Raw genomic sequence first — 16174 nt, forward strand, 5'->3', positions numbered from 1 at the left:
CAAAATGGAGAATTAAAAAAATGGCTGAAGGAAAAGTACTCACCGGCGCAGGATTACGCGGACAAGTAGCAGGTAAAACAGCACTATCAACAGTGGGTAAGAGTGGCGCAGGCTTAACTTATCGTGGTTATGATGTGCAAGATCTGGCTGAAAACTGTCAATTTGAAGAAGTGGCTTACCTGATCTTCTTTGGTGAATTGCCAACAGCAGAACAGCTTGCAGCTTATAAAGCCAAATTAAAATCTTTACGTGCGATTCCACAGGCATTGAAAGAAGTATTGGAACGTATTCCGGCAGATTCGCATCCAATGGATGTGATGCGTACTGGTGTTTCTATGCTCGGCAATCTGGAAACTGAAAAATCTTTCGATGAACAGCAAGATGTTGCAGACCGTATTTTAGCGACTTTACCTGCAATCATTTGCTATTGGTACCGTTTTAGCCACGATGGCGTGCGTATCGAAGAAAATACTGATGATGATTCAATCGGCGCGCAATTCCTGCATTTACTTCGTGGTGAAAAGCCGAATGAATTGCATGAACAGGTGATGAATGTATCGTTGATTCTTTATGCTGAGCATGAATTTAACGCTTCAACATTTACTGCACGTGTATGCGCTTCAACATTGTCTGATATGCATTCATGTATTACCGGCGCGATTGGTTCACTTCGTGGTCCGCTGCATGGTGGTGCCAATGAAGCTGCGATGGAAATGATCGAAAACTGGACATCAGCTGATGAAGCTGAACGTGAAATGCTAGGCAAGCTTGAGCGTAAAGAAAAGATCATGGGCTTTGGTCATGCAATCTATAAAGACAATGACCCGCGTAATGGCATCATTAAAATCTGGTCTGAGCGTTTAGCGAAAGATGTCGGCGATACGGTGCTTTACCCTGTATCTGTACGCTGTGAAGAGGTGATGTGGCGCGAGAAGAAATTGTTCTGTAATGCGGACTTCTTCCATGCATCTGCCTATCACTTTATGGGTATTGCAACCAAACTGTTCACACCTATCTTTGTGATGAGCCGTGTAACGGGTTGGGCAGCACACGTGATGGAACAGCGTGCGGACAACCGTATTATTCGCCCGAGTGCCGATTATACCGGTCCAGAATTACGTAAAGTTGTGCCAATTGCAGATCGTACAGCAGCATAAATTGTAAAAATTATCATAGAGCCTCTTCGGAGGCTTTATTTTTAGGTCCTTTTTTTAGATCTTTATTTTTTAAGTGTGAGTAAAACAGGATCTTCAATGCTATAGCCTGTTTCAAAAGGAATACCGAGGTATTTAACCGCGACAATGATTTTGTTGTGTTGTGGAATTTTGAAGGCTTGGGAAATATTTAAGTAGGGTTTATAGGCTACGGCTTTGTGTTGCAGGCTGCTTAATTGGGGCGTGGTGACTTTATAGCGATACTGATATTCACTGATTAAATCATCAAATCCGGGGTTTGCAGATTTTTGTACACGTGTTTTTTTCACGATTTGAATTTTAGCTGATGTTTTATTTATAGCAATTAAAGGGGTTAATCTTTTCTTGATTTTTAATATGTCTTTATTGAATTGAATACCGTCTTGATCATAATCAATCTTTTTGGTTTTGGGGTTAATATATAGCGAATTGACCTGTATAAGTTTTTCAGGCTGCTTGTTGTTTTTAAATTGATAATAATAGAGTTGGGGTAGGCGACCACGACCATCTTCATAATGTTTTAACAAATAGACTTTTTGATCTTTGCTGTCATAACCTAGAAATTCCAGCTTCTGAGGCCCTCCCACGGTTGCAAAACTGGTGCAGGGGAGCAGGATTAAACCGAATATAAAAGTTTTGAATTTCAACATAACTAAACTCCATCAATGAGTTTGATAATTTCTGCTGCAATATGCTGGGTTAAGACTGAAAGCCTGTGTAAAGGCGTTCCATCAATAAAGTAATGAAAGTTGTAAATTTTATTTAAATATAAAATTGAGATAAAAAATGTACCTTCAGGTTTTATTTTTGTTGCGCTCCCACCCGGTTTGAGTAAGCCGGTACAAGCGACAATAATGTCTGCCTGACTAAATAGCTTTTTCCCATGGATTGCCATGGTCTCTGTAACTTCGGCAGATTCGGCGGTATATTTTTCTATAAGTTCGGCATTAATATTCAGGAGATCCACCTTGATAGAGGGATCATAGCTGACCAGACCACCCAGCAAAATCTCTGCACCGCTGTTCTTGCAAATAGAAAATTGGCTCGAAAGATAGCCTGAGCTTGCGCTTTCAATAAACGCAATCTTTAAATTTTTCAACTCAAGTAAATCGCAGCACTTTTTTAGCATTTATTAAAAGCCCTAAAAATCATTTATATTTTAACTTAAAAATGATGAGTTTAATGGTCTACAGAACTCTTTATAATGGGAATGTTAGAGATAAATTCATTACATTATTTTAAAGGAAAAGATAGGGAGGGATGAGGTGGTTAGATATGCTCAATAACTTAATCTTCCTATTAAGAGAATTTAATCAGTTCTTTTGATTAATTAATATTCATGTATTTGGGTGTGTGTAATTATATATTACAAAATATTGTAAAATGTAACGAATGTAATCTTGGCAGTATGACGTTGTGGATATTATTAAATTTATTAAAAGTTTTAATACAGTAAATACTTATTTGTTGTTCTCAGTATTTATTTTAGCTTTTTTAGTGGTGTACTTTTATGTTATTAATCCTGCCTAATAAATTAATATAATCGTGATCAGTGTTTAATGATTCAATAAAAAACCCAGTGAAGTCACTGGGTTTTTTGCATTTAGACGAATACTCAACTTAGTTTTCAAGTGCAGGCGTTGCCGCAGCAATTGCCGCAGCAACCGCATCATCTTCAGACTGATTAGCAGAATTTGATTTTGATGGTGCTGTTTGAGTCGGTTTCTCTTCAGCTTTAGGTGCTTCGGTCTTTGGTGCTGCAGCTTTAGGCGTTTCGACTTTTGGAGCTGCGTCAGTAGCAGCTTGTTGAGGTGCTTCACGCACTTCACGACGAATTACAGTTGTTGTATTGGCAGTTTCCTGACGTTCTACTTCAACCTGTGCGGGAGCTTCAGCTGGTGTATTTTCGGGTGCATCCAATGGTTCTAATTGAACAGGTTCATTCACTTGTTCAATTTGTTGAGTGGTTTCAACTTTTTCTTGTTCATCTTCCTTCGGTGCTTCTTTTTTTACACACGCTGTCAATAATAAACCTGCTGCAATAGCGCCACAAATCAAAAAATTTTTATTCATAATTGCACAAAATAAAGCATTAATAGGATGCAAGCATTATAACAGCAAATGTGAATATAAAAATCCTCTCAAGTGCCCCTAATTTTTTATCGGAAATGCTGATAGAATAACCAATTGTTTATTGTTCTTTGAATTGATGCGGAATGACTTTGCTTTATAGGTACAGAGTAAAGTAAAATTGCGCAACATTGCAGGCCGATTTAGGCTCGATTGTACGAGAAACCCAATGACCCATTTTATTTTCGTGACTGGTGGTGTAGTTTCATCACTAGGTAAAGGTATTTCAGCTGCTTCAGTTGCTGCACTTTTAGAAGCCCGTGGTTTAAAAGTAACCATGGTCAAAATGGATCCATATATTAATGTCGATCCAGGGACAATGAGTCCTTTCCAACATGGTGAAGTTTTTGTCACAGAGGATGGTGCTGAAACTGACCTAGATTTGGGTTATTACGAACGTTTCTTGCGTCGTGCGAAAATGACCAAACTAAATAACTTTACTTCAGGTCGTGTTTATCAGGACGTACTGAATAAAGAACGTCGTGGTGATTACCTTGGTGGTACTGTTCAGGTTATTCCACACATTACGGATAATATTAAAGAACGTGTTCTTCGCGCAGGTGAAGGCTATGACGTTGCGATTGTTGAAATTGGCGGCACAGTAGGTGACATTGAATCTCTCCCATTCATGGAATCTGTTCGTCAATTAATGGTTGAGCTTGGTCATAAACGTACCATGCTGATGCATTTAACCTTATTGCCATATATCAAATCTGCCGCTGAACTTAAAACCAAGCCAACACAACACTCTGTAAAAGAGCTTTTGTCGATTGGTATTCAGCCAGATATCTTGATCTGCCGTACAGAACATGATGTTGATGCAGACACAACCCGTAAAATTGCGTTATTTACCAACGTCGAAGCACGTGCTGTTGTGGTGTGTAAAGATGCTCGCTCGATTTACGAAATTCCACGTACCTTCTATGAACAAAATGTTGATGATTTAATTTGTGAACGTTTTGGTTATAACGATTTGCCAGAAGCTGATCTTTCAGATTGGGATAATGTGGTTGAAGCATTATTTAATCCTGAATATACAGTTCGTGTAGCAATGGTCGGTAAATATGTTGAACTTCCAGATGCATATAAATCTGTAAATGAAGCGCTTTTACATGCTGGGGTTAAAAACCGCGTTAAAGTTCAAATTGATTATGTCAATGCGGAAGAACTTGAAAGCCAAGATGTCAATGAAGTATTGAAAGATGCTGATGCAATCTTGGTTCCAGGTGGTTTCGGTGAGCGTGGTACTGAAGGCAAAATGAAAGCAATTCAATTTGCTCGCGAAAATAAAGTGCCATTCTTGGGTATTTGCCTAGGTATGCAACTTGCAGTAATTGAATATGCACGTAACGTTGCCGGCATTGCTGATGCGACTTCTACCGAATTTAACCGTTCAACTAAATCACCACTCATTGGTTTAATTACTGAATGGCTAGATGAACGTGGTGAAGTTCAACAACGTAGTGTTGAATCTGATCTGGGTGGAACCATGCGTTTGGGTGCCCAAAAATCAGAATTGGTTGAAGGTACTAAAACTCGTGAAGTGTATGGCAGTGCGGACATTATTGAACGTCACCGTCACCGCTATGAAATGAACAACCGTTTCATTCCTGCTCTAGAAGAGAAAGGTATGAAAATTTCAGGTTATTCACCCGTGCAACACTTGGTCGAAACTGTTGAAATTCCTGAACATCCTTGGTTTATTGCTGTACAATTCCACCCGGAATTTACAAGTTCTCCACGTGATGGACATCCATTATTTGCTAGCTTTATTGACGCTGCTAAAAAACAGTATCAAAACACCAAATAATGTTGCTCTAGGAATAAACTAGGAAAGTTTAAATAATGTCGCAATTAAAACCACAAGAAATTGTACGTTTAGGCGATATACAAATGGCAAACCACTTGCCATTTGTATTATTCGGCGGAATGAATGTACTTGAATCTAAAGATTTAGCTTTTGAAATTGCTGAAACTTATGTTGATATCTGTACACGTTTGGATATCCCATATGTATTTAAGGCAAGTTTTGATAAAGCCAATCGCTCTAGCTTGAATTCTTTCCGTGGCCCAGGTCTGGAAAAAGGTCTTGAGTGGTTAGCAGACATTAAAAAACACTTCAATGTACCCATCATTACTGACGTACATGAGCCTTACCAAGCTGCACCTGTCGCTGAGGTGGCTGATATTATTCAGTTACCTGCGTTCTTGAGTCGTCAGACTGACCTGGTTGAAGCGATGGCAAAAACTGATGCCATCATCAACATCAAAAAAGCACAATTCCTTGCGCCACATGAAATGCGCCATATCTTGCATAAGTGTTTAGAAGCAGGAAACGACAAACTGATTATTTGTGAACGCGGTTCGGCATTTGGTTACAACAACCTGGTTGTAGACATGTTGGGCTTCGACATCATGAAAGAAATGGATGTCCCTGTGTTCTTTGATGTAACGCATGCGCTTCAAACCCCGGGTGGTCGTGCAGATTCTGCAGGTGGACGCCGTGCGCAAATTACCACGCTGGCGCGTGCAGGTATGGCAACAGGTTTGGCGGGTTTATTCCTGGAAGCACATCCAGATCCAGAACATGCAAAATGTGACGGTCCATGCGCGCTGCGTATGTCACAGCTTGAGCCGTTCTTGGCGCAATTAAAAGAATTGGATACTTTGGTTAAAGGATTCAAAAAGTTAGATACTCATTGATGCTTTAAATAGCATCTAGTTATTCAATCAACTGAGGAATTGTTCATGAGTCAAATCGTTGACATTCGTGCACGTGAAATTTTGGACTCTCGTGGTAACCCAACCATCGAAGCAGACGTAATCTTAGAATCTGGCGTAGTTGGCCGTGCATGTGCACCATCTGGTGCTTCAACTGGTTCTCGTGAAGCTTTAGAACTTCGTGACGGTGATAAAGCTCGTTACTTAGGTAAAGGTGTTCGCACTGCTGTTAATAACGTAAATACGTTAATTCGTGATGCTTTAGTTGGTAAATCAGTATTCGAACAAAAAGACATCGACAACACGATGATCGCGTTGGACGGTACTGAAAATAAAGAAAAATTAGGCGCAAACGCAACTTTAGCGGTATCTTTGGCTGCTGCTCGCGCTGCGGCGGATGAACAAAAGATTCCATTGTTCCAATACATTGCAAATCTTCGTAACAACAGCATTTTAACTATGCCTGTACCAATGATGAACATCATTAATGGTGGTTCACATGCAGACAACAACGTTGATATTCAAGAATTTATGATTGAGCCAGTGGGCTTCTCTTCATTCTCTGAAGCACTTCGTGCTGGTGCAGAAATTTTCCATTCTTTAAAATCAGTTTTAAACAAAAAAGGTTTAAACACTGCAGTTGGGGATGAAGGTGGTTTTGCACCTAACCTTCGTTCTAACGAAGAAGCAATTACAGTCATTCTTGAAGCGATCGGTCAAACGGGTTACAAAGCTGGTTCTGACATCATGCTTGCACTTGACTGTGCATCTTCAGAATTCTACAAAGATGGTCAATACATCCTTGCAGGTGAAGGCAATAAAGCATTTACAAGCAACCAATTCTCTGACTACCTTGCAGGTCTTGTAAACCAATACCCAATTATCTCAATTGAAGATGGTTTGGATGAGTCTGATTGGGAAGGTTGGTCTTACCTAACTTCTATTCTTGGCGACAAGATTCAATTGGTTGGTGATGACTTATTCGTGACTAATCCTAAGATTTTACAACGCGGTATTAATGAGAAAGTCGGTAACTCGATCTTAATCAAGTATAACCAGATTGGTACCTTGACTGAAACTTTAGATGCAATCTACCTTGCGAAAGCAAATGGTTACTCTACTGTGATTTCACACCGTTCAGGTGAAACTGAAGATTCGACTATTGCGGATCTTGCAGTAGGTACTGCAGCGGGCCAAATCAAGACAGGTTCGCTTTGCCGTTCTGACCGTGTTGCTAAATATAACCAATTGCTTCGTATTGAAGAATTGACTCATGCTGCATATCGCGGTAAAGCTGAATTCAAAGGTTTGAACTAAGCGACTAATGCGATTTATGTTAAGTATATTTAACTCCGCTGCGAGTAAAGTATTATTGGGCCTTGCGATCATTTTGATCGCAGGGTTTCAGTACTTATTCTGGTTTGGTGAAGGTGGTTACCATGACCATCAAAAATTAGCCCAAAAAATTCAACAACAAACAGAAATAAATGCGGAATTAAAAGAACGTAACCGTGTCTTGGCTGCTGAAGTCTATGACTTGAAAAATGGTATTGAAGCCATTGAAGAGCATGCACGTTTAGACCTGGGTTTGGTCAAACCGCGTGAAACTTTTGTGCAAATGAGTATGATTGGTACGCACTATAAACCGATTTATATCGACCCAAATGCTAAAGTCGATTTAAGAACAAATGAAGATGACACTGGAGCAGTACCTGCAAATGCGCCATAAAATTTGGGCGGTTATTCCTGCTGCGGGTTCTGGAAGTCGTTTTTCTAAAACTGAACTTAAACAGTATCAGATGATTCAGGGTCAAACTGTATTGGAACATACGGTAAGCCGTTTGAATGATTTGCCGCTGTCGGGTTATGTGCTAGCGATCAGTGAAGATGATTCTGTTGCGAAAACATTAAATTTGGCTCAGCCGGATAAAGCTCATTTTTGTGTCGGTGGGGCAGAACGGGTTCATTCAGTCCTGAATGCGCTGACTTATTTAAGCCAGTTTGCGTCACCTGATGATTTAGTCTTTGTGCATGATGCTGCACGTCCTTGCGTGACCCAAGATTGTTTGAATCATTTAGTGAATACTGCAATACAACAAAACTGTAGTGCGATTTTGGCAATTCCTGTACGTGATACTTTAAAACTGGTTGAACACAAAAATAATATTGAGAAAACCGTGAGCCGTGATTATTTATGGCAGGCCCAGACTCCGCAAATTTCAAAGTTGGGCATATTGAAGCACGCAATTGAAAAAGCGTTACAGGATGGCATCACAATTACCGATGAAGCAAGTGCTTTGGAATATGTGGGCGAAACTGTAAAAGTGGTTCAAGGTCGTTCAGATAATATTAAAATTACCTATTCAGATGATTTGGAACTCGCAAAATTAATTTTAACAGTACAAAAATAAAATAAAATTGATGTCAGATGTATTATCTGGCCGGCTTTAAATTTATACTTTGCCATCGCATTTAAACACTCAAATATTTCAAATGATACCATCATCCCAGTATCGTTTTTTACGTCACTCTTTACGTGATGGTAGAAGCATTAAACATGATTCATCCAGATGGGCTAGATTACACTTAGATCCATGGCTACTTTGTTTTCTTTTATTGAATTCAGTGCTGGGATTGATGGTGGTTTATAGTGCAACCATGCAAGATAACAGCATGGTCATCCGCCAAGCCACAAGCTTTGGTGTCGGCTTTATTATTATGTTTATCTGTGCCCAGATTCCACCAAAAGTCTATCAGGCAGCGAGTCCTTATTTTTATATACTGGGCGTAGTGTTGTTGGTACTGGTGCTGATTATTGGTGATACCCGTCTGGGTGCTAAGCGCTGGTTGACCATTCCTGGGATAGGCAGTATGCAACCCAGCGAGATTATGAAATTCGCCATGCCCTTAATGATGGCCTGGTTTTTTTCTCGTCGTGCTTTCCCGCCTACATTTGTTCAGATTGTGATTGGACTGATGTTAATGATGTTTCCTTTCGTGTTGGTGGCTTTGCAGCCCGACCTGAATATTGGACTCATTATTCCCGGTATTTTTGCCTTATTTCTGTGTGGAATGTCATGGCGCCTCATTTTGGGTGCATTGACGGCTTTGGCAGTAGCCGCACCATTAATCTGGATGTTCTTGTTACAGACCTACCAAAAGAAACGGGTTTTAACTTTATTTGATCCAGAGTCGGATGCGTTGGGGGCAGGCTGGAATATTATCCAGTCGAAAATTGCTATCGGTTCTGGCGGTTTAACCGGAAAAGGGTATTTGACCGGGACGCAGTCGCATTTGGGTTACTTACCAGAACATCATACTGACTTTATTATGTCGGCCTATGCTGAAGAATATGGCTTCATCGGGGTGTTTTTATTATTCAGTCTTTTTGCTGCCATTATTATTCGTTGCCTAATGATTGGGTTGAATAGTTTCCATAATTTTGGCCGTTTATTTGCGGGTACCATTGGTTTGACCTTCTTTTTCTTTGTATTTTTAAACTCGGGCATGGCGAGCGGGATTTTACCCGTGACGGGAGATCCATTGCCGCTGATGAGTTATGGTGGTTCAGCCGTTATTTCGTTATTGGCCAGCATGGGTATTGTGATGTCGATTCATACCCATCGATGAGAGTCAGGGTCATATATATTAAAAAACCAGAGCAATGCTCTGGTTTTTTAATATGTAATTAGGCTTGCGTCGCTTTACGCTTTTCACGTGCATGGCTGACTTTGGTTAAGAGTGGACCTTTTTGCTCTAAAACTTTATTGATAATCATCTCGCGTGGTAACACAAGGCGCACCGGTGTAGGCAAAAGTTCATAGACTTTACTAATTACATTGCGAATTTCCGTTTCATTAATCAGTTTATCTTCGGCGATATTGAGTAAACCATCGACCACAAGGCTTTCAATCTTGCTGCCGTGTTGCTTCCATAGTTCTGGACTGACATTCGAAACTTGTGCTTTGACTTTATTCAGGAGTTGATCAAACATTTTTGGCTACATTAAAAATATTGAAAACAATAGTTTAAAGGTTTTTACCGTATTCTGCTTTTCTAATCGATGCATTTCGAGTGATCTGTAGGAAAACTTATGTGGTTTATGATTGTTTATAAAAAAGCCCTCAATCGAGGGCTTTTTGAAATTCAATGTTTAGGTGAAGAGCCAGGTGTAGTAACCCCAAAGCATCAGTGGCCATGCCAGAAATGGGCTAAATAACCATTTCCATAACCAGAACTTTGGAATAAAACCCATGCCATGAATAAAGCCACCTGAAATACCAATCATGATATACATCATGGTGCTGTGACTATATTCACCATTTGCATCTAACATCATCGCTGGATGAATCAGTAAAACGCCTGCAAGCGGCAATGCCAACAAAAAGGAAATCGCCATTGCAAACTTGTTCGGCTTTATGGTCTCTGCTGTTATTGCTACTTCAGTCATTTTTTATTCCTCGTCCAAATCTTGATGGTGCTCGATGTAAAGGGCGCTGAGTACACCTGCAAAACACGCCATTAAAACGCCAAGAATCCAAGCGAAATACCACATATCTATTCTCCTTGCACACAAGCCTAGTAAAGGCTGTGTGAATTATCCTGAACGTGTTTATTGGTGATCACAGCCCACATTTTGTAGTAACACCAAGTGGTGTAACACAAGATCAGTGGGACGAAAATACAAGCGGCTACGGTCATTACAGTAAGGGTGTTTTTACTTGAAACCGCATCCCACATGGTCAAGCTAATCGCAGGATTAAGGCTAGACGGCATTAAGAATGGGAACAATGCAAAACCGGCAGTGAGGATTGAACCGATAACGGCAAGACTTGAACCTAAAAAGCTGAAACCCGCCTTATCTTTACCCGCAGCAAGCACCACGATGATACCGCCAAGAATACCCGCAACTGGTGCAAGCATAGTAATTGGGTAAGTTGAGTAGTTGTTCATCCAGCCATGGTTGCCATTGGTAAGCACTTCTTTGGCCAGTGGGTTTGCAACGCCATTAGTGTCATATGGAGTCACCAAGGTATAACCTTCAATTCCACCGAAGTATAACCATGCACCTGCACCCAGGAAACAAACCAAGAACAGCATACCCATAATTTGAGTGGCTTTGGCCGAGCGTGCACGTAAATCACCATCGGTACGAAGCATGAGCCATGCACCACCATGTGCGCAAAGCATAGACAAGCTGACCAGACCGCAAACGATTGCGAATGGATTCAGCAGGGCAAAGAAGCTACCTGTATAGGTTGAGCGTACAGTTTCATCTAAAGTGAAAGGAACACCCAAGAACATGTTGCCGAATGCTACACCAAATACCAGTGCTGGAACTGCACCACCAACAGCCAGACCCCAATCCCAAGATGAACGCCATTTAGTGTTTTCTAGTTTAGAGCGATAGTCGAAACCGACTGGTCGCAAGAATAAGGCGAACAAGACCAGAAGCAGCGCCCAGTACATGCCAGAGAAGGCAGTGGCATAAACCATTGGCCATGCAGCAAATAAAGCACCACCGGCAGTAATAAACCAGACCTGGTTACCGTCCCAGTGTGGGGCAATGGTATTGATTGCCGCACGACGTTCGTTATCATTTTTTCCTACGAATGGCATAATGGCCATTGAGCCCATGTCGAAACCATCGGTGAGGGCGAAGCCAATCAGCAATACGCCAACCAGTACCCACCAGATAATTTTGAGAAGTTCATATTCGATCATGATTGAGCCTCTCCAGATACGCCTTCAGGAAGAACAGTGTTGTTTTGCTCAGCTTCTACTTGAGCATTTGGTTTTTCGAAATGGTATTTACCAGTATGTAAAGAACTTGGACCTAAACGAGCAAACTTGATCATCAGGTACATCTCAATAATAAGAAGTACGGTATAGAACGCTGCAAGCGCGATGATTGAACCCCAAATATCACCAGTGCTTAGGCTTGAAGCAGAGAGATGTGTTGGTAAAACTTCACCAATGGTCCACGGTTGACGGCCACCTTCAGCGACATACCAGCCAGTTTGTGTAGCAATCCAAGGCAACGGAAGGCCGTAAAGTGCAAATCTAAGCAACCATGGTTTGTTTTCCGCATTGCGTTTTGCCACTGCATATGTTGCAAGGATGAATAGAAGCAACATTAAGAAACCAGAAGCAACCATCGCACGAAACGAGAAGAACAAGGCAGTTACGTTAGGAATGGTATCCTTGGTTGCGGCTTTGATGTGCTCTTCAGAAGCATCCACGACATTTGGTGTATATTTTTTAAGAAGTAAGCCATAACCCAAGTCTTTTTGGTTTTCCTTGAAAGAAGCCATAAGCGCTGGAGAACGGTCGCCTGCACGAAGTTTTTCAAGTTCGCCATATGCAGTCATACCATTACGGATACGGACTTCATGTTGAACCATCAGGTCTTTCAGGCCAGTTACTTCTTTATCTAAAGAACGTGTCGCAATGATACCCATTACATAAGGAATCTTGATGGCGTAGTCAGTGCGTTGTTCTTCCTGATTAGGAATACCAAACACTGTAAATGGAGCAGGTGCCGGATGAGTTTCCCATTCCGCTTCAATGGCAGCTAGTTTGGTTTTTTGCACATCACCAAGTTCATAACCTGATTCATCACCCAGTAAAATTACAGAAAGTGTAGAGGCTAAGCCAAAGATTGCAGCAATTGCGAAAGAACGGCGTGCAAAAGGAATATCCCGTTTTTTGAGCAAGTAGAAACTAGAAATCGCTAAAACGAAAACTGCACCAGTGACATAACCTGAAGATACGGTGTGAACAAATTTAACCTGTGCCACCGGGTTGAAAATCAGTGCACCGAAGTCAACCAGCTCCATACGCATGGTTTCAAAGTTGAACTCTGCACCGACCGGGTTTTGCATCCAGCCATTGGCAACTAAAATCCAAAGTGCCGACATGTTGGAACCGAGTGCAACCAGCCAGGTCACGCCTAAATGTTGAGCTTTGGAAAGTCGATCCCAGCCAAAGAAGAACAGACCAATAAAAGTTGATTCCAAGAAAAATGCCATTAATCCTTCAATAGCCAGTGGAGCGCCGAAAATGTCACCGACATAATGCGAATAGTACGCCCAGTTTGTACCGAACTGGAACTCCATGGTTAAACCAGTCGTTACTCCTAAAGCGAAGTTAATACCGAAGAGTTTGCCCCAGAATTTGGTCATGTCCTTATAAATTTCTTTACCGGAAATCACATAGGTGGTTTCCATGATGGCCAGGATAAAAGCCAGACCAAGAGTAAGAGGTACAAATATAAAGTGATACAACGCGGTCATTGCAAATTGGAACCGCGAAAGATCGACCACGCTTTCAGAAATCATCAACGTGTCTCCTTGATTGGGGAAGGACTGCCGGCAATACGCTCGGCAACTTGAGAGTCAAAATTTTTGGGAATAGTGGGGGCGTCGAACCAGATATGTTTAATTGTCAACAAGAGAGCAATCTTAATTATTAATATGATTGTGATCTCGCGAACTAATCGTTGATTAAAATCTTTGGGTATTAAGCTCATGTAAATAAGCCTACTTTTAAAACATAATGTATATTATTAAACAAAAATTAACTAAAAATAAATAGATTAAACAGTTAAAATAAAAATATATTATTAATTTGAATAAAAACAGTAATTTATATTGGTGCGGTATTAAAAAACAAACTAATTTTTATTATTTTAAAGTTGACTAAAATGCTTTGTATTAATATTTTTTAATCCCGACTAAAATGGTTATATATTATATTTAAAGTTGACTAAAATGGTTATGTTTAATATTCAAAGTAGACTGAAATAGTCTGAATTATTAAAATTGCTATTTTAACCCGAATCCTGCTTAAGCCGATGATTCCTTAATTTGAATTGTTGGCTTATTTCGATGGGTTAATTGATATGCACATAGTGAGGCGTAAATTCCACTCAGAAATCCATGAAGACTACGTGCTTTACTCGTCATTAAATTGTATTGCCCCTTCAATAAACTGAATGATGTTTCTATCTTATTGCGTTGTCTTAGGTGATATTCATCTGATGCACAGAGTTGAATAGCCTGCATATTCTTCCGATGATAAGTAATTAAATCAATACCTTGATCTTTCAATCTAATTTTTAATTCTTGACTGATGTAGCCCCTATCCCCGTAAAGTTTTCCGTTTAGGCCATCAACTAATTGCTTAACCATTTTTATGTCAGCAACATGCCCATTCGATAAAGCAGAACAGGCAATTTCACCAAATTGATTCATCGCAATATGTAATTTACAGCCATAAAACCAGCCCATTGAGCTTCTACCACGTGATGCAATTTGGACTAATGATTTATGACGCTGAATACGTTGATTTTTACAAACTGGCAGAGTTGTTGAATCAATCCATAAATATTGTGTTTCTTGACCTTTCATCAGAGCGACATGCAGGGCATGCAGTGCTAATTCATGCCTTTTGATCAGATGAATCATACGTTGATAACAAGGCAAGTACTTAAATAAATAGCTTTTATCTAGCTTTAGCCATGTGAAAAAGGCTTTGAAATTATTGAAATGAGAACATTTGTACCAAATGGCAATAAAGCAGATTTCTGAAATTGTGAGTTGAGCAGTTCTGATTCTTAGGGAATCACAGTTTTGTTTGAGAAACTCCCAATAAGTTGCTTCAAATTTAAGAAAAAAATCATCAATTACACAGAATAATTCGGTACTATTGAACATTAGGACTAGAGTTGTGAGTTTGGTGTGGTAACTCAACTGATGGCTCTAGTCCTCTTATTTTTCAAGTCAATTTCTTATCCGCGATTCGGGTTATTTTAAAATAATATTTATGAAGTGAGATTGATTCATATTTTAATTAAAGCGAGAAGCGTCTAAAAAAGACTAAGGATGAGTCAGAGATCAGGTATTCAGTATTTTATTCACGATGGCTGTGATGAGTATTCATTTAAATAAAAAAGACCGCCCTCAGGCAGTCTTCTTGTGCTTAATCATTTAATTTAGAATTTGATTTCCATACCTAGGCCATAAACACTTTCATCCGCATTTGGAATTGCGGTAGCAGTGCCCGTATTTGTGCGTTTATTATCCCATTCGCGTTGTACGGCACTGGCGAATAATTTGGTTTGGCTGTTTAATTTATAATCTGCGCCTATGCCCCATTGGTTTACGGAAGTATCGCCAGTTCCTGCAACTGCAGTCCAGTCGGTATCCGCCTTTTGATATTGAGCTTTAAAAGACCAGGGTGTATTTGCAAGCTTGTAAGTTGCCGAAATTAACCATGCATCTTCTTGGACATTGCGATAGTTATCCGTACTTAAATAATCAGAGATTTCTGCAGTTTGCCACATTGCACCCAGAGCCAAGCCAGTCGCGCCAATTTTACCCAAGTCGAGAGAACCACCAATACGGATTGCATCAGCAGGCGCATTTGAGATCCCGACAGCAGCGAAGTCGCCTATAGATTTGAAGTTTCCTGCAATTATGCCTTCGAAGCCTAAATCTTTATTGGCATAGGAAATTGAAGTGGAAAGACCATCACCAATGCTGTTACGCGCACCATCCGTATAAGCGACTGTGTCGCTGGTAGACTCACCTTGTTGAGCTTGAAGTGCAAAGACTACGCCACCCATCAGTTTAGCATCGGTTTCAATATGAATGACGTTTTCAACGCGTTCTTCGCCATACATCATTTCTTTGATGTCAGCGTGTGCGTAGTCATTAAATACATCACGGTATCCACCCGCAGCGTCTTTAAATGGGGTATCCATAATGCCGGCTTTTAAAGTACCTACATCCGTCCACTTTAAACCAGCGAAAATATTACGTTTTTTAAATACGTCATCGCCACCATCGACATCAATTTCCCATTCGGCCTGGTAAATGGCAGCAAGTTGATCGGTCAGTTTTTCTTCACCCTTGACCCCGATACGTGAAGCATTTGAATTCACTTCTGTTTTGTCATCTTTTCCATCATCATAGCTGTCAACACTAACATTCACTTTACCGTACAAAGTAGGTGCTGCCTGTGCTGCACTCATCCCCATAGTCGCTACAACAGCAGCGAGAAGCAATTTTTTCATTAAGATTTCTCCAAAACACGGTTCTAAATGGCATTCGCCTGACCTGACACTT

The 16174-nt window shown here is 40.4% G+C and carries 19 protein-coding genes; 8 read left to right on the forward strand and 11 right to left on the reverse strand.

All coding sequences use genetic code 11. The features are described from left to right. The first annotated feature begins 20 nt into the window (after positions 1-20). Positions 21-1157 carry a bifunctional 2-methylcitrate synthase/citrate synthase gene (gene prpC, locus ACU0NF_RS07875; protein WP_131384412.1) on the forward strand — a complete coding sequence of 379 codons (1137 nt, stop codon included), beginning with the start codon at positions 21-23 and terminating at the stop codon, positions 1155-1157. Between the two features lie 62 nt (positions 1158-1219). Here prpC and ACU0NF_RS07880 read toward each other — a convergent pair whose 3' ends face one another. Continuing rightward, positions 1220-1843 carry an aminotransferase gene (locus tag ACU0NF_RS07880; RefSeq protein WP_445660721.1) on the reverse strand — a complete coding sequence of 208 codons (624 nt, stop codon included), beginning with the start codon at positions 1841-1843 and terminating at the stop codon, positions 1220-1222. A 2-nt stretch (positions 1844-1845) separates the two neighbouring features. Then, a complete protein-coding gene (locus ACU0NF_RS07885) occupies positions 1846-2322 on the reverse strand; it encodes a CinA family protein (protein WP_445660722.1) in 477 nt (158 codons plus the stop codon). A gap of 287 nt (positions 2323-2609) precedes the next feature. Here ACU0NF_RS07885 and ACU0NF_RS07890 point away from each other — a divergent pair, with 287 nt between their 5' ends. After that, positions 2610-2723, forward strand: coding sequence for a hypothetical protein (locus ACU0NF_RS07890; protein ID WP_445660723.1), 114 nt, complete (start codon positions 2610-2612; stop codon positions 2721-2723). A 90-nt stretch (positions 2724-2813) separates the two neighbouring features. Here ACU0NF_RS07890 and ACU0NF_RS07895 read toward each other — a convergent pair whose 3' ends face one another. Continuing rightward, positions 2814-3266, reverse strand: a complete 453-nt coding sequence (locus ACU0NF_RS07895) for an internalin (protein WP_445660724.1) — start codon at positions 3264-3266, stop codon at positions 2814-2816. A 226-nt stretch (positions 3267-3492) separates the two neighbouring features. On the opposite strand from ACU0NF_RS07895, the gene ACU0NF_RS07900 reads away from it, so the two are divergent. The 6 genes from ACU0NF_RS07900 to rodA all read left to right on the forward strand — a co-directional run bounded on the left by ACU0NF_RS07900 (position 3493) and on the right by rodA (position 9674). Further along, on the forward strand, positions 3493-5133 hold the full coding sequence (locus ACU0NF_RS07900) for a CTP synthase (protein WP_445660725.1): 1641 nt from the start codon (positions 3493-3495) through the stop codon (positions 5131-5133). A 35-nt stretch (positions 5134-5168) separates the two neighbouring features. Then, on the forward strand, positions 5169-6026 hold the full coding sequence (kdsA, locus tag ACU0NF_RS07905; protein ID WP_171537914.1) for a 3-deoxy-8-phosphooctulonate synthase: 858 nt from the start codon (positions 5169-5171) through the stop codon (positions 6024-6026). Between the two features lie 45 nt (positions 6027-6071). Then, the gene (eno, locus tag ACU0NF_RS07910; RefSeq protein ID WP_445660726.1) at positions 6072-7361 is read left to right on the forward strand and encodes a phosphopyruvate hydratase; all 1290 of its coding nucleotides are present in this window, start codon (positions 6072-6074) and stop codon (positions 7359-7361) included. Positions 7362-7377: 16 nt separating this feature from the next. Continuing rightward, entirely contained in the window at positions 7378-7773 is a 396-nt protein-coding gene (locus ACU0NF_RS07915; RefSeq protein ID WP_214645824.1) for a septum formation initiator family protein, read from the forward strand. After that, a complete protein-coding gene (gene ispD, locus ACU0NF_RS07920) occupies positions 7733-8455 on the forward strand; it encodes a 2-C-methyl-D-erythritol 4-phosphate cytidylyltransferase (protein ID WP_445660727.1) in 723 nt (240 codons plus the stop codon). The genes ACU0NF_RS07915 and ispD overlap by 41 nt, the downstream gene beginning before the upstream one ends. An 82-nt stretch (positions 8456-8537) precedes the next feature. After that, positions 8538-9674, forward strand: coding sequence for a rod shape-determining protein RodA (gene rodA / locus ACU0NF_RS07925; RefSeq protein WP_131266411.1), 1137 nt, complete (start codon positions 8538-8540; stop codon positions 9672-9674). A 58-nt stretch (positions 9675-9732) separates the two neighbouring features. Here the strand turns inward: rodA and ACU0NF_RS07930 are convergent, their stop codons facing one another. The 8 genes from ACU0NF_RS07930 to ACU0NF_RS07965 form a co-directional block, all read right to left on the reverse strand. Then, entirely contained in the window at positions 9733-10038 is a 306-nt protein-coding gene (locus tag ACU0NF_RS07930; RefSeq protein WP_445660728.1) for a hypothetical protein, read from the reverse strand. Positions 10039-10197: 159 nt separating this feature from the next. Beyond that, entirely contained in the window at positions 10198-10494 is a 297-nt protein-coding gene (locus ACU0NF_RS07935) for a cyd operon YbgE family protein (RefSeq protein WP_445660729.1), read from the reverse strand. 3 nt (positions 10495-10497) lie between these two features. After that, a complete protein-coding gene (gene cydX / locus ACU0NF_RS07940) occupies positions 10498-10599 on the reverse strand; it encodes a cytochrome bd-I oxidase subunit CydX (protein ID WP_004653762.1) in 102 nt (33 codons plus the stop codon). A 23-nt stretch (positions 10600-10622) separates the two neighbouring features. Continuing rightward, positions 10623-11768: a cytochrome d ubiquinol oxidase subunit II gene (cydB, locus tag ACU0NF_RS07945; RefSeq protein ID WP_370984637.1), complete on the reverse strand. Its 1146-nt coding sequence runs from the start codon at positions 11766-11768 to the stop codon at positions 10623-10625. After that, on the reverse strand, positions 11765-13384 hold the full coding sequence (locus ACU0NF_RS07950; RefSeq protein ID WP_445660730.1) for a cytochrome ubiquinol oxidase subunit I: 1620 nt from the start codon (positions 13382-13384) through the stop codon (positions 11765-11767). Before ACU0NF_RS07950 ends, cydB begins: the two co-directional genes overlap by 4 nt. Further along, entirely contained in the window at positions 13384-13575 is a 192-nt protein-coding gene (gene cydP / locus ACU0NF_RS07955) for a cytochrome oxidase putative small subunit CydP (protein ID WP_131266405.1), read from the reverse strand. Before cydP ends, ACU0NF_RS07950 begins: the two co-directional genes overlap by 1 nt. Positions 13576-13891: 316 nt before the next feature. Then, the gene (locus ACU0NF_RS07960; RefSeq protein WP_445660731.1) at positions 13892-14761 is read right to left on the reverse strand and encodes an IS982 family transposase; all 870 of its coding nucleotides are present in this window, start codon (positions 14759-14761) and stop codon (positions 13892-13894) included. Between the two features lie 278 nt (positions 14762-15039). After that, complete coding sequence (locus ACU0NF_RS07965) at positions 15040-16122, reverse strand: porin (protein ID WP_445660732.1); 1083 nt, start codon at positions 16120-16122, stop codon at positions 15040-15042. Positions 16123-16174: the final 52 nt, after the last annotated feature.

Source organism: Acinetobacter sp. F16 (assembly GCF_052712855.1).